Here is a 14,606-nt window from a genome sequence, read left to right as displayed (position 1 = left end):
TGTTTATGTCGTGTCTACTTGGTTCGGTTGTGAAAGCCGATATTCGGCAAAATCGCCTACCGTGACAACGAGTCTCTTTGGGACCCATAGACGTTTTTCGTGCGCCGCTTCAGCAGGGCGTTCGCGCGCGCCGGCGCGCGGATCGGCGCGGCGGGAGCGAACCGGGCGGAGCGAGGCGGTGACGAACCGCACTCCGCCCGGTTTGGTTTCTGCATTGACCGGTGGTAAGTTTTCCCAGGTCGCAATTGCGGCCACTAGTCCGAGTGGCGGAATGGCAGACGCGCTAGCTTGAGGTGCTAGTGCCCGATATAGGGCGTGGGGGTTCAAGTCCCCCCTCGGACACTGCGAATGTCTCTCCCGCGGTCTTCTCACGACGCCGGCCACGCTGAACGCGCCGGGAACAAAACCCGGTCTTGCTGCGTTGATATGGAATGCATGCTCGTGCGCGCCGCGCACCTGCTGTACGCGCAGCTTGGATCAACCTGCCCCCTGAGCAGAAACGATCACGCGAACCCAGAGGTGCTGGGGCACCGCCCCGCATGCCCGGTAACGCGATGCGCGCGGCGCCGCCGGCGCAGCAATAACGCTGCGCGCCGGGCGGCGCGGCCGGGCAAGCCCCTAGCGTGCGACACGAGCCAAATACCACCGCGCACCCAGCGCCGGCAAACGAGCCGAACGGGTGCGCGCGACGAAGAAGAAGAGGAGATGGAATTGAACACTGCAATTCACGAGTACGAGCAGGCCGCCCGCGAGGTGGCCTCCCTGCCGAAGTACGCGGCCGCCGGCCGCATCGAGCGCGCCGAGGCCCGCCTGGCCGCCGCCAGCCGCGCGCTGCGTCTGGCCGCCTGACCCGCGTGCCGAGGCCCGGCCGCCTAGACGGCGCCGGCAATCCCGACCCTGGCCCCCTGCGATTCGTTCGCAGGGGGCCAACTCGTACCCGCGCGCGCCCACGCCTGGCCGGGCGGGCCAGGCCGCCCCGGACGGGACCGCCGCTCCTGGCCCCCTAGACTGGTGCCCTATGGAACCCTACGTACTCAGCGACGGCGAGATCTTCCTGGCGACCCCGGCGAGCCAGGCGGACGTCGAGGCCATCTACCGCATCTGCCAGGACCCAGACATCCAGCGGTGGACCATCGTGCCGACGCCCTACCAACTGAGCGACGCCGAGTTCTTTGTGGGCGAGCTGGTCCCGCAGGCGTGGGCCGGCGACAGCCGGGAGTGGGCTATCAGGGTGGGGGCCGCCGACGCCACCCCGATCGGCATGATCTCGCTGCGCACCCCGGTGGACGGGCGCGCCGAGGTGGGCTACTACCTGGCCGGTGAACAGCGCGGCCACGGCTACATGCACCGCGCTCTGGAGCTGGTGGCGCAGCACGCGTTCAACGACCTGGGCCTGACGGCCCTGACCTGGGGCGCGGCCGTGGGCAACTGGCCGTCCTGGAAGACCGCCTGGCGGATGGGATTCGTCCGGGAGGGCACGAGGCGCAAGTCCCTGGTGCTGAAGGTGGGCCAGCCGTTGGTGGACCAGTGGGTGGGCAGTCTCCTGGCGACTGACCCGCGCGGCGTGCCCGCTTCCCCGTGGGACGGCCCGGGCGTGGCCGGCGAGCTGCCCCTGGACCCGCGCGACCCGGAGGCCCTGGTGAACCAGTTCCACGCCACCTACCTGATGCCGATGGGCCGGCAGGTGCCGAGCGTGGACTTCGATCGCATCGGTATGCGCATGAGCCTGATCCTGGAGGAGTGCGCCGAGCTGGTGGGCGCGGTCTACGGCCCCAGCGCCCGCAAGGCGTTCGAGGCCGCGCTGCCGGAGGCGTTGAAGGAGGACGACCACTCGCGCGACGTGGTGGAGGCCGCCGACGCCCTGGCGGACCTGGTCTACGTCATCTACGGCATGGCGATCGAGGCCGGCATTTCGCTGCCGCGCGTGCTGGCGGAGGTGCAGGCCTCCAACCTCTCCAAGCTGGGCGCGGACGGCAAGCCGATCTACCGCGCCGACGGCAAGGTGCTCAAGGGGCCGGGATTCTTCCCTCCCAACGTGCGCCGGGCCCTTGGGTTGGCGTCGGAGCCCGGCACCGACTAGGCCGCTTCTCACCACCGGCCGCTTGGTGGGGGAGGCGGGTGGACGACGTCGTCCACGCACGCCTGCGCTCAACTAGGCGGCCTAGCGGGGCGGCCGCCCCTGAAACTTAAGGAAGAAAACCGAAAGGAATAACTATGACTAACCCGTTGGCGCAGCCTTCCCCGCTGCCCTACGAGCTGCCGCAGTTCGAGCTGCTCACGCCGGAGCTGATGGAGGCCTCCATCGTGGAGGGCATGGAAATCGAGCGGGCCGAGTGGGCGCAGATCGCCACCAGCACGGAGCCGGCCACCGTGGAGAACACGGTGGAGGCGCTGGAGCGCGCCGGTGAGCTGCTGACCCGCGCGAACGCGGTGTTCTGGAACCTGGCCGGCGCGGTGGGCGGTGCGGCCTACGACGAGGCCGAGCTGCGCCTGGCGCCGCTGCTGGCGGCGCACACGGACGCCTACCTGCTGGACGAGCGCCTGTACGAGCGCATCAAGTCTGTGGACCTGAGCGCGGCGGACGCGGAGACCAAGCAGTGGGTCAGCGAGCAGCTGCGCGAGTTCGAGCGCGGCGGAATCGCCCTGAGCGCCGCAGACAAGGACGTGCTGCGCGGCCTGAACGCGCAGCTGGCGGGCCTGGAGGCCGAGTACCAGCAGAAGGTGGTGGCGGGCCTGAAGGAGTCGGCCGTTGAGCTGAGCGCGGCGGAGGTAGAGACGCTGGATGAGTCGGCGCGCGCCGCCCTGGCGGCCACCGCCGCAGAGGCGGGCCACGGGGAGTTCCTCACCAGCATGGACAACCCGACGGTGCAGGCGATCGTCGCCTCCCTGCCGAGCGCGCAGGCCCGCGCCCGCGTGCACGCCGCCTCCATCTCCCGGGGCGCGAGCGGTGAGGCGGACACGCGCGAGCTGGTGCTCAAGATCGTGCGCTTGCGCGACCAGGCGGCCAAGCTCCTGGGCTTTGCCAACCACGCCGCCCTGGCGGTGGACGAGGAGGGCGCCCGCACCACAAAGAACGTGATGGGGCTGCTCGGCCAGCTGGTGGAGCCGGCCCGCACCAAGCTGCGCGCGGAGCGGGCCGAGCTGGCCAAGGTGCTCGCCAAGGCCGGCGAGATCGACGGCGTGGAGGCCTTCGCCCTGTCCGACTGGGCGCGCGCCGAGACCCTGGCCCGCAAGGAGCGCTTCGAGCTGAACGACGACGTGCTGCGCCCCTACTTCGAGCTGGGCAGCGTGATCGAGAACGGCGTGTTCTACGCCGCCAACCTGCTTTACGGCCTGTCCTTCGAGCGCCGCGAGGACCTGAAGGGCTGGGCGGACGACGTGATCGTCTGGGAGGTGAAGGACGAGGCCGGTAACGGCATCGGCCTGTTCCTGGGCGACTTCTACACGCGCGACGGCAAGGCCGGCGGGGCGTGGATGAACAACCTGGTGGAGCAGTCCCACCTGGAGGGCACCTACCCGGTGGTGGTCAACTGCCAGAACATCGCCCGCCCGGGCGAGGGCCAGCCCACGCTGCTGACCTTCGACGAGGTCACCACGGCCTTCCACGAGTTCGGGCACGCCCTGAACGGCCTGCTCTCCAACTGCAAGTACGCCTCCCTGGCCGGGGCGAACACCTCGCGCGACTTCGTGGAGCTGCCCAGCCAGTTCAACGAGAACTGGGCCACCCACCCGCGCGTGCTGGCCAACTACGCCCGCCACATCGACACCGGCGAGGTGCTGCCGGCCGAGCTGGTGGAGCGTCTGACGGCGATGGCCCAGTTCGGGCAGGGCTACGCCACCTCGGAGTACCTGGCGGCCTCGCTGCTGGACCAGGGGTGGCACCAGCTGGAGATGGACCAGCTGCCGGTCGACGCCGAGGGCGTGCTGGCCAAGGAGGACGAGCTGCTGCGCCAGGCCGGGTTCGACCCGAGCGAGGTGGTGGCGCGCTACCGCACCACCTACTTCCCGCACACCTTTGCCGGTGGCTACGACGCGCGCTATTGGGCCTACATTTGGGCCGAGGTGCTGGCGGCGGACGCCGTGGCGTGGTTCCGCTCCGAGGGGGAGATCGACGGCGACGGCGGCCTGAACCGGGAGGCCGGGCGCCGCTTCGCGGCCGAGGTGCTCAGCCGGGGCAACACCAGGCCCACCCAGGAGTCCTACCGGGCCTTCGCCGGGCGGGACGCGGAGGTCAAGCACCTGCTGGCCAAGCGCGGCCTGGCCTGACCGGGGGCTGACTCTCCGGCCCGGTTTGACCGGGCCGGACCCTAAAGCTGGGGCGGGGGTGGCGGTTTTGCTAACCGCCACCCCCGCCCCGCAGCCCTGCGGCCTGCAGTCGAGGGACCCTGTGGCGTGAAGATGCTGACCGTCGTTGGCGCGGGCGTCCGAACGCGTCGGCCGAGCGGATTGGCGCCGTGATGTGCTCAGCACCGTGCGCGCGGCCGCCCGGGGCTTGAGGTAACCGCAACGATCGCTTGACTCGTGAAGGGTCCCAAAACCCGAGACCAGCCCTCGTCTAGGACCTGGGCTAGCTCCAAGTCCTTGCGGAGCGAATGCTGCTCGCAAACCGAAGACCTGGACCTGCCCGCCGCACGGCCAGTCTTGCCCATCTCAACAAAATCAGCGTTCCACCGTCCAAGCCACTGCTGACCGATCCACTCACGCCTGGCTGCCTCGACAAAACGTCATCTTTCCGGCCAGCACGCTCAACACAATCCCGGTGCACTTCACCGGACTCACGGACACAACGACTGATGAACGCTGATCCAAACCATCCGGACGTTACAATCTCAGCCTACCTCTGAACTTCCATACCAACCAGATGCTGTGGGAGGGCGAAATGCTCGGATATAGGTCCTGTTTCTCGATAGATGTTGATGCGACGCCGGCATTGGCTAAAGAGAACGCGATTTCTCGACTGTTGGCAGACGTGTTCAGCTGGCTAAAGAACAAAAAGCGTATCAAGGGAATAGATGAGCTTGAAGAAAATGAGGTATTGAGGACCAAAAGAGGTGCAGCCGTCGCGTATTCCAAAGGCACTAGCGGTGGAGGCGCCGATTATGCGCACCTGATATATAAAGATCCTCCCGAGAATGGGCATTGGGAAACATCGGTTCTAATCACGCTAGATACGAAAGGAAAGAGTGCGAGAGTAACGGTACTGCTTGAAGTTGATGCCGCCCCTGATGTGAGGCGAGAAGAGTCTTCAGTTTGGACCGAAGTCCCCGTATTCCTCAGGGAGTGGCTGAGGACCTATCGGTGCTTTGAAGGGGAGTTGCTCCTTCCGGCCCGCCCGGAGATAGTGGATAGCAGGCGGGAGCTAGATAGGTTAATTGCATCAATCGAGAATCCACGGAGAGCATCTGCTGTAATTCTTTGTAGCGAAGATGGCACCGTGGATATAAAGGTGTGGCAAGACAGGCTAGGACGATTAACTAGCAAGACCCTAGGCCAGGCGGCCACTTTCATCTTGACAGAGGAGATGGCTCGTGTCTTCAACGAACAGGCGTCACCCTCGCTTCAGTTGAGGGAGTATTCTCCGAGACTGTTTAAGGTTAATGCGACGATCTCGGATCCAAACGGAGGATTGTTGCATAGAGCCATTTCGGCGAAAAAATTGCTAACATCCAGAACGGATGTATTAGAGCGGATGTTTGGGCGCATCTGTAGAGATGAGTTTAGAGCACGTCCGGTCGAAAAGTCTCTACGGCGTTTGCGAACTTTGTCGTCGCAAGAACTGTCGATGGCCCTAGATGCGAATCTGGGCAGCTTGGAAATTAGTGTCGATCAAAACCGGGTAGGTCAGGCTGCCGGCGCTGGCCGTGCGGAGCGGTCAATCCAGTGCCGACCTTCACTCGAAGGGGTTTTGGAGCGCGCGGAGGAAAGTCTACGCGAAAGCGCTCAGGCGATTCAAAGAGGGCAAGCTACTTCGGAACGCTTGCCCGCGAGAGATAGCTCTGGCGAAGAGTCAGGTGCAAGCGTGCGCGACGGGGTGCATAACGCAGTCGATCAAGCTGCGCTATTTGCGGAAATCTCTGCCCTGAGGAATGAGTTGTCTGCGGCAAATGAGAAGATCGCCTTTTTGGAGAATAGCAATCAGCAGGAGGTGGAATCGCGGCAAATCGTTCAGGCCCAATTGGAAAAGTTGAAGAACGACTATTTTGCCTACTCTGAAAGGGTGGCTCAAGAGAGTGAAGCGCACAATGAGAGTATGGAAGAGCTTAAATTTTTCCAGTATGAACTTCAATACGAGATTGGTGTGGTGAGGGACGAGCTCAAGGAAGCGCGGTACCAGCTGAGAGTAGCGCGCGAGGCCTTGCGTGCCAACTCGATCAACGATTCCGCTACCTATGCCCGCGTAGAGGGTTATAAGCGACAAGATATCGACGGCTGGGAAGAGCTAGAGGAATTAGCTCCAGTCGCCTATCCCCACCTTATGTTTGAATGCAATTGGTCGGAGGCGATGGCGCTAAGCAGAAAATCTCAAGGCGAGAACTGGCTTGATTGGATCGTCGATATATTGCAAACCCTCGACAATTACGTCGCCTGCAAGAAGGGGGAAATAGATGTGGCATTTAATGGCGGGTTGAGAGAATTTTTGAAAGCTGAGAGTGTGCAGGGGTACGTACACTTTTCACCGGAGCGCTTCAGGCAGACCGAGTCGGAATTAGTGAAGAATAATAGGAAGATGGCGGATGAGCGCAACTTCCACGTTTCGCCCCAGGTGGATAGTTCGGGAAGGCGGAAAATGTTCACCCACATCGAAGTGCAAACGAAAGGGTCGACGAGCCCGCGTATTTACCTGGAGGATCGTGTCAACGATCTGGGTGCGGTGGTTATCGGTTACATCGGCAAGCATTTGACCAATTCGTTAACTAACTGATGCGACTTTGCCGTTGGTTGACGTGCATTTGGGAATGGTATGACGATTTGTATACCCGCATCGTTCGCCATCCTGGCTTTTGGGGGGGTGCCCCTATGTTGTTTGTCAAGCGGCTTGAACGAGTTTCGGGTTTGGTTGTGGGTCGTAGAGGGTGCCTGTGCGGATCATGGCGTGCAGGGTGAGGATGCGGCGGTGGGCCAGGGCGAGGAGTGCTTGGTTGTGGCGTTTGCCTTGGGCGCGTTTACGGTCGTAGTAAGCACGGGAGGTGGCATCGCTTCGTAGGGAGGCAAAGGCAGCTAGGAACATGGCTCGTTTGAGGCGTTTGTTGCCTGTTCTGGATACGTGTTCACCTCTGATGGAGCTGCCCGAGCGTCTGGTTACCGGGGTTAGACCGGCGTAGGAGGCTAGGTGGGCTGCGGTGGGGAAGGTCTTGCCCAGGGTCTCGGCGAGGAAAACAGCTGCGGTCCTGATTCCGATCCCGGGCATGGAAGTCAGGACCTGGAAAAGAGGGTGGGCCTGCACTAGGTGCTCGACCTGGGTGGCGATGTCTTTGCGTTGGGCGTGCAGGGTGATTAGCTGCTGGGCTAGGTGGGGCAGGACTGTGCCTGCGGCTTGGGTGCCGGCAACGGTGACACTTTGTTTGGCTAGTGCTTGGACGATCTGGTCGGCCCATGCGGCGTAGAGTTTGGCTCCGTTGGCTTTGAGTTTGGCGGCAATCCGCGTCTTTCCAGCTTTCTTCAGTTGGGCTGGGGTGGGGTAGGTGTTGATGAGCTGGAGTATGGAGTCATGCTCCAGTTTGGGGCCAAGGACAGCTTCCAGGGCGGGGTGGATCTGGGTGTACAGGCCTCTGATCCGGTTTGCTGTCTGGTTGACCTGACGGGCTAGGTCCAGATCAAACCCGGTCAGCATCGCCAAGGCCGGGCCGTCCTGTTCTCCATCGCCTAACGCGCGCAGGGTGTGAGGCATGGTCAAAGCAGCCATGGCGATCACGGCGGCGTCACGTTTGTCTGTTTTCGCATTGCCCGGGGTTAGGTCGGCGATACGGCGCATGGACAGACCTGGCAGGTAGGCCACGGTGATTTCCATGTCTTGGGCTACTGCCACGGCCAGGGCCCCGATGGTGGCTGGCTGGTCCACCACTACCAAGACCGTGCCGTGTCTAGCTAGGTCTTGGTAGAGCGAGCGGAGTTTGGACTCGTCGTTGGGCAAAGGCTTGTCTAGCAGTTTCTTGCCCGCGCGGTCTAGGGCGTGAGCCCAGTGTTCGCTTTTGCCCACGTCGATGCCGACAAAGACTGAGATCTGGTCTACTTCCATGTGTCCTGCCCCTTGCTAAACCACGGCCAGCGCCACGGTCGCTAGTCCCGCACCCACGTTACGAAAGACCTCGCTACAAGCGGGTCGTTCCCCTAATCAGCGGTCACCAGCGCCCAACTGTCGTGGGTGACAACACCCCCCGGATCATTGGTTAGACAGGGGCAAACCATCATGCCCACGACAGCTGGCCGAGCCCGGAACAACCGAGCCACAAACAAGGTAACGGGCTCTTCACAGCTGAAGGTGGGGGCTGTGGTGGGTGGTGGGTGGTGGCGCGGTGCCCCCGAGCGTACAAGCGTGCGGTCGGGGTACATGCGACCGAGCGGTGCCATGGCACCAAGCGGTCGCATGTACCCCGTTGCAGCATTTGCGAGGCAGGGGTGTGCCGGTCGCGTTCGCGCGCGCCGCGCCTGATCGCTTTGGTCTTATCCGTCGCCAGGTGGCGGGTGGCTTGCGGTCCGGGGGCTTGCGCAAGCGGTTGGGCCTTTGTTGCAGTTCTTGGGCCGTTGTTGTTCCTCTTGCGCCTTTGTGCAACCTATTGAGGCGTTAATCGGCCCCGTAGGGCTACAAGAGGTGCAAGAAAGCCACGAGCGCTACAACAAGGGCCAAACAGGAACCATAAAGACGCAACCGTTTGCGCAACGACCACCGGCACGGTCCGCTTCCACCTGCCAGGGGCCCAAAGCCCGCTCCCACCGACCCGGCCCGACACGCGCCGGCCAGGGGCCCACGGTCCGCTCCCACCGGCCCGGCACGTTCCCGCCGGCCAGGGCCCCCCGGCATGCTCCCACCGACCCGGCACGTTCCCGCCGGCCAGGTGCCCACAGCCCGCTCCCACCGGCCAGGGGCCCGCAGCCCGCGTTGCTACGTGCCCCCGGGTAGGCGCTCGCGCATGCCGTCCACCACCTGGCCGGTGTTCTGGCGTTGCTCCCGCTCCTACTCAACACCGCCACCGCTCCACCGGGACGGCCTCCCCAAGACAGCCCCAGGACCGAGCCACCAGCGATCCCAACAGCACAGGCACCACGGAGGCAACGGAGCCGCTACCACGCGCGACGACCACCCTCACCCCAGCAACACCCTCATCTGTGAAGAGCCCTTTTGGGGGAGGCGCGGTGTTCTTGGGCCTATGAGCCTTGTGACGCGAAACCATTGATTTTTCTAGGCGAGGCCATGCTTCGTTCTTCTCCACGCCCCGCTTGGTTTTAAGCTGTCGTGGCTAGTCGACCAGCAGGGTGCGCGCGGAGACCCGGGAGATCGGGCGCGTGGCGGCGTAGACCACCACGAGCGCGGTGGCCAACGTGAAGGCGGTGACCAGGTAGCTGGGCCAGACCGGGATGGATACGGCCACCTTCTTAATCCCCGCCCCGGACAGGGTGAGAGTGAGCAGCGGGCCGATGAGGGCCGCCCCGAGCGCACCACCCCCGATCACGCCCAGCAACACGGGCGGCAGCACGGTCCAGCGCACCCGCCTGGCCGCCTGCCTGGAGGTGAAGCCGAGGGCCTTGAGCAGGCCGGAGCTGGGCAGGGAGCGCGAGACCAGCGAGAAGGTGAATAGCCCGATCACCAGGACCACGACCACCACTGCGAACACCATCAGGGAGTAGGTCAGCAGCGGCACCATGCTTTGGAACCCCGATACCTGCACTTGGAGAGCACGTTGGGAGTTGACCACTAGGGCCTCGTTGTCGAATGCCGCGTTGACCCGAGTGGTCAGCTCCGCTGCGTCCACGCCGGGCCTGGCATATACCCCGACGTTAAAGAGATTGGCGTCCGGCACCATGCTGCGGTAGCCCTCTCGCGTCATGAGGGCAAATTCGCCTGCGTTCAACGCGCTGCTGGCCAGGCCGGTGACGAGGTAGGTGGCGGTGGTGCCCTTGCGCTTTAGCTCCCAGGTGGACCCTACCTCCAGTCCGAAGCGGCTGGCGATGTTGGAACCCACCACGATCTCGTTGGCGTGGCGCGGGTAGCGGCCCTCGTACAGCGGGTTGAGGGGCAGCTTGTCGAACTCGTCGGCGATGAGCGCGAACAGGCCGATCTCGTCGGTGCTCAGCCTGCCCTGGTTGAAGTAGAAGGCCGCCTGCACACCCTCCAGAGCCCGGGCGGTTTCCAAGGCGTATTCGGCCCGGCGCGGGTCGCTGTCTATGACGGTTACCTGCGGCATGATGCCGCCGGTCAAGAGCGGTAGAGCGCGTTCCTTATCGATCAGGAGTCCGGTGCCTGACAGGGCGTAGACGGAACCGAGAGAGCAGGCGGCGGACACGATCAGGATGAGCAGGGCGTGCCCCGGGGCGGCCAGGAGCTCCTTGATGCCAAGCAGGGCCGGCAGCGAGCCGCGCGTGCGGCGCAGCGGCAGCAGGTTGCGGGAGGTGGAGTGATCGCGTTGCCCGCCGCGCAGGGCCATCACGGCGGTGAGCTTGGCGGCGCGGCGCGCGGCCAGGGCACCGCTTGCCCAGATGAGTACACCGAGCGCTGCCATGACGGCGGCCAGGGCGGTGGGGGAGAACTCCGCCTGCCAGTACAGGCCGGTCTGGCTGCGCAGCAGCTTGCCCAGGAACGGGAAGACGGCGTAGCTGGCCCCGGCCCCGAGGGCGGCGCTGAGGGCGGCCAGCACCGTCAGCGGCAGCACCAGCGGGCGCATCACCTGGGCGCTGGTGAAGCCGAGGGCCCGCAGGGCCCCCACGGTGGGCAGGTCGTCGCGCATCGCGGCGCGCAGCATGAAGGCGAGCACCAGCACGGCAACGGCCGCGATCATGATGGCAAAGACCAGGATGGTGACGGAGACGAGCCCCACGGAGATGCTGTTGCCCTGCACGACGATGTTGAGGTCCATCTCCCAGGACTCGTCCTCGAGGTTGGACGCCTCTAGGGCCGCCTGCACGGCGGCGCGCCCGTCTTCGACGTTGCCGCTGCGCACCTCCAGGAGCCTGGAGGGCACCCAACCGAAGCTGGCGCCGGCGGCGGCTTCCACGGCGGCGATGCCGCCGGCGGCGGACACGAAATCGTCGGCCTCCTTCTGCAGGGCGGTGAAGTCGTCGTGCGGCAGGCCGAACCAGAGCAGGCCCATGCTCGGCATTCCCCCGTAGGGCGATTCCAGGAATCCCTGTACGTGGAATTTGCGCTCGCCAAGTGCAGAGGTGAGCGTGAGCTCGTCGCCCAGTTTGTAGCGGCCGGCGGCTTCGAGGGTGGCGGGCACCCAAATGGGGGAGTCGTGCTGGTCCGGGGATTGAGAGGACATCTGCCAGCGGTTCATCTTTGGGGCGGCGTCGACGTCGTAGAAAAAGAAGTTGGCGGGCATGGTGTCGTCAGCGAATGGGATCTGGCCCATGATTCCCACGCCCGGGCGCACGGTCAGCTCTTCCACGCGCTTGTCGGCGCGCAGGCGTTCCTCCATCTGGGTGGCGGCGGGCGTGGCGGGAACGATCGCTACGGCCTGGGCGGTGTCCAGCTTGGCGGCGAAGTCCGTCAGGAAGGTGGAGTGCTGGGTGAGCATGACCACGGCGACGTTGCTGAGCAGCCCGGCGATGAGGGAGAGCAGGAAAACGGCGGAGAAGAGCCCACGGTGCTTGCGTGCGTTGCGCAGCGTGAGCAGTTTCGAGGCGGTCACGCTCACCACCCCATTCCGGTGAGGAAGCCGGTCAGGGCGGCGGTGCGCTCGGCGCCGGTACCGGTGAGCGCGCACTCTCCGGCCACCTTGCCGTCGCGCAGGTAGAGGACGCGCTCGGCGCGGGAGGCGGTGCGCACGTCGTGGGTGACCATCACGATGGTCTGCCCGGTTGAGTGGACGTCGTCCAGCAGGTCCAGCACGGCGGCGGCGTGTTCGGAGTTGAGCTGGCCGGTGGGCTCGTCGGCGAACACGACGGCCGGCCTGTTCATGAGGGCGCGGGCGATGGCCACGCGCTGGGCCTCGCCGCCGGAGAGCATGGCGGGGAACTTGGACCAGTCGCGCTCGGGGATGTTGACGCGCTCCAGGAGCTGGCGGGCGCGCGCGGTGACGGCGGCGCGATCGCGGCTGATCAGCAGGCCGACGGTCTCCAGGTTCTCCAGCACGCTGAGCGAGTCGAGCAGGTGGACCTGTTGGAAGACGAAGCCGCAGTGGGCGCGCCGGAACCTGGCCAGGGCGTCCTCCTTCAGGCGAGTGAGGTCCTGGCCGGCCAGGGTGACGGCGCCCAGGCTGGGCCGGTCCAGGCCGGACAGGGCGTAGAGCAGTGTGGACTTGCCGGCGCCGGAGGGGCCCATGATGACCGTGTAGGAGCCTTGGGTGATGTGGAGGTCCAGGTTGCGCAGGACGTGCTGCTGGCTGCCTCCGACGGAGAAGGTCTTGGAGAGCTTGGTTGTGACTAGCACCGAGTGGGTGGCGTGGGGGTCCATTGTGTGGCCTTTCTTTTCAACGCCTTAGACGCTAACGGGGCCGGTGCGCGCAAGTCCTTACGAAACTCTTAAGGTTCGCCTGCGATTTGCCGCCCGCCCGCCTTGGGGCGGCACTGGGATGGACGACGTTGCGCCGGCCACGCCTCCCAATCGCCCTAGCGGCGGGGCGGCCGGGTGCGAGCGCTTAGGCGAGGGGAAGGGTGAGCGTGACGGCAAAGCCGCCGGCGGCGGGCAGGGAGGCGTAGATGTGGCCGCCCATCCGGTCCATCAACTGGGCGCAGGTGAACAGGCCGAGCCCCTGCCCCGGCGTGCCGGCGGCGCCCGCGCCGCGCTGGCCGCGCGCAAAGATGACGCCCAGCTCGTCGGGGGAGACGCCGGGCCCACTGTCTGTGAGGCGAACGTGGAGGGCGTGCTCCTCCAGCCACGCTTCCACCACCAGGGGGGTGGTGGCGTACTTGTAGGAGTTCTGGATGACGTTGTCTAGCACCTGGGCAAGGCGCTGGGGGTCGGTGCTGACCAGGACGGCGGGGAAGTCGGCGACGGTGGCCAGGTGTCGGTGGTCGGCCTGGCGGACGAGGTCTGCAACTTCCTGGCCGGTGACGGCGGTAGGGCGCACGGGCAGCGCCTCGATCTGGCGGGCGTGGGCGGAGAACATGTCTGAGATGAGGGAGTCGATCTGGGCGCTCTTGGCGACCAGGACTCCCAGGCGGTCCAGCACCTCCGGGCGGTGCTCGGTGAGTTGAAGCAGCTCTGCGGTGGCGCTGATGGTGGCAACTGGCGTGCGCAGGTCGTGGCCGATCTGGGCCACCAGCACCTCCTGTGCTTCGCGCGCGGTGGCCTCGCGGCGGCGCGCGTCCTCCAGTTCGCTTCGCAGCAGGTCGAAGCTCTCACTCCAGGCCCCAAACGCCCCGGCGCGGTCGCGCTCTAGCGGGGCGCTCAGCTCGCCGGCTGCCACCCGGGTGGCGAATCGCTCCAGTTCCCGGAAGGGGCGGATCACGCGCCGGTGGAGGGAGGCCAGGCTACCTGCGGTGATGAGGGCACCGGCGGCCAGGGCGGCGGCCGCGCTGCCCGCCAGGGCCAGGCGCTCGGTCGAGTGGCGCGCCGGGAGGGAGTCGTCCAGGAACACCCACGCCACCAGCTGGCCCCGGTCCCGCACGGGCATGAGCAGCGGCCGCGTGGCGCCGCTCCAGCCGGCCAGCCAGAGCGGGTCTACCTTCTGGCCGGCGTCCTGCGGGTCAGCGCCGGCGGGGTCGGCTGGGGTGAGCAGGGTACCGTTTGCGTCCACTATGACCACCCGCTGGCGCAGGTGCGCCGGCACGGAAGCCAGGTCGGGCCAGGCGGCCTCCAGGCGGCGGGCGACGTCGTTCAGGTCTGCGGTGGCGGGCGGCGGGGCGGGGCTCAGCGCCAGGTAGAAGAGGGCGGCACCGGCGGCCGCGAACAGCACCACCAGCGCGGCGATTGCCCCTCGCAGGAACCTCACGGGCGGGCCTCGAACAGGTAGCCGCGCCCCCACACGGTGTGGATGTAGGTGGGGGAGTCCGGGTTCGGTTCGATCCGGGTGCGTAGGCGGCGGATGTGCACGCTGAGCGTGCCCTCGCTGGTGTACTCATCGCCCCAGACCTCACGGATGATCTGTGCCTTGGAGCACACCGAGCCGCGATTGGCCACCAGGCAGCGCGTACGGTCCTTGCACTCGGTCAGGCTGCGCACCCGTGAGAGGCGCGGGTGGGGTTCGATCGGCACCATGTACGGAATCGAAACGGCGTTGACGCCGGCGGCCAGCAGGGCGCCCACCCCGGAGCCCGAATCCTCAAACCCCACGGTCTGGCCCGGGCTGACGCCCAGCTGCTCGCAGGCGCTCAGGTAGCACTCCGGGTCCGGCTTCAGCCGGGCCACCTGGTCGCCGGCCACCACCACGTCCATCCCGCCGGGCACCTGCGTGCCGGTGGGAGTGAAGCGGCGCACGAAAAACGTCTATGGGTCCCAAGAGACTCGTTGT

At 65.9% G+C, this 14,606-nt stretch carries 9 protein-coding genes and 1 tRNA gene; 5 read left to right on the top strand and 5 right to left on the bottom strand.

What is annotated here, in order from left to right:
* The first annotated feature begins 257 nt into the window (after positions 1–257).
* The 5 genes from AC4PWQ_RS02810 (at position 258) to AC4PWQ_RS02790 (ending at position 6,922) form a co-directional block, all read left to right on the top strand.
* Positions 258–342 (top strand) — tRNA-Leu (locus AC4PWQ_RS02810).
* Positions 343–711: 369 nt separating this feature from the next.
* Positions 712–849, top strand: a complete 138-nt coding sequence (locus tag AC4PWQ_RS02805; RefSeq protein WP_371152097.1) for a hypothetical protein — start codon at positions 712–714, stop codon at positions 847–849.
* A gap of 169 nt (positions 850–1,018) precedes the next feature.
* Positions 1,019–2,080 (top strand): GNAT family N-acetyltransferase, encoded by a 1,062-nt coding sequence (locus tag AC4PWQ_RS02800; protein WP_371164564.1) that lies wholly within the window; start codon positions 1,019–1,021, stop codon positions 2,078–2,080.
* 134 nt (positions 2,081–2,214) lie between these two features.
* Positions 2,215–4,266: a M3 family metallopeptidase gene (locus tag AC4PWQ_RS02795; protein ID WP_492089722.1), complete on the top strand. Its 2,052-nt coding sequence runs from the start codon at positions 2,215–2,217 to the stop codon at positions 4,264–4,266.
* Positions 4,267–4,861: 595 nt separating this feature from the next.
* On the top strand, positions 4,862–6,922 hold the full coding sequence (locus tag AC4PWQ_RS02790; protein ID WP_492089721.1) for a hypothetical protein: 2,061 nt from the start codon (positions 4,862–4,864) through the stop codon (positions 6,920–6,922).
* A gap of 105 nt (positions 6,923–7,027) precedes the next feature.
* Here AC4PWQ_RS02790 and AC4PWQ_RS02785 read toward each other — a convergent pair whose 3' ends face one another.
* From AC4PWQ_RS02785 to AC4PWQ_RS02765, 5 genes are all read right to left on the bottom strand, one after another.
* Positions 7,028–8,236 carry an IS110 family RNA-guided transposase gene (locus tag AC4PWQ_RS02785; protein WP_492089650.1) on the bottom strand — a complete coding sequence of 403 codons (1,209 nt, stop codon included), beginning with the start codon at positions 8,234–8,236 and terminating at the stop codon, positions 7,028–7,030.
* Positions 8,237–9,455: 1,219 nt separating this feature from the next.
* Positions 9,456–11,843: an FtsX-like permease family protein gene (locus tag AC4PWQ_RS02780; protein ID WP_492089720.1), complete on the bottom strand. Its 2,388-nt coding sequence runs from the start codon at positions 11,841–11,843 to the stop codon at positions 9,456–9,458.
* A 2-nt stretch (positions 11,844–11,845) separates the two neighbouring features.
* The gene (locus AC4PWQ_RS02775) at positions 11,846–12,607 is read right to left on the bottom strand and encodes an ABC transporter ATP-binding protein (protein ID WP_371174200.1); all 762 of its coding nucleotides are present in this window, start codon (positions 12,605–12,607) and stop codon (positions 11,846–11,848) included.
* A gap of 184 nt (positions 12,608–12,791) precedes the next feature.
* Positions 12,792–14,087, bottom strand: coding sequence for a HAMP domain-containing sensor histidine kinase (locus tag AC4PWQ_RS02770; RefSeq protein ID WP_492089719.1), 1,296 nt, complete (start codon positions 14,085–14,087; stop codon positions 12,792–12,794).
* Complete coding sequence (locus tag AC4PWQ_RS02765) at positions 14,084–14,572, bottom strand: HAD-IA family hydrolase (RefSeq protein WP_492089718.1); 489 nt, start codon at positions 14,570–14,572, stop codon at positions 14,084–14,086. The genes AC4PWQ_RS02770 and AC4PWQ_RS02765 overlap by 4 nt, the downstream gene beginning before the upstream one ends.
* Positions 14,573–14,606 lie beyond the last annotated feature (34 nt).

This window comes from Buchananella sp. 103232 (assembly GCF_058725725.1).
Note: the sequence above shows the minus strand (reverse complement) of the source record. Positions and strands in the feature narration are given on the sequence as shown.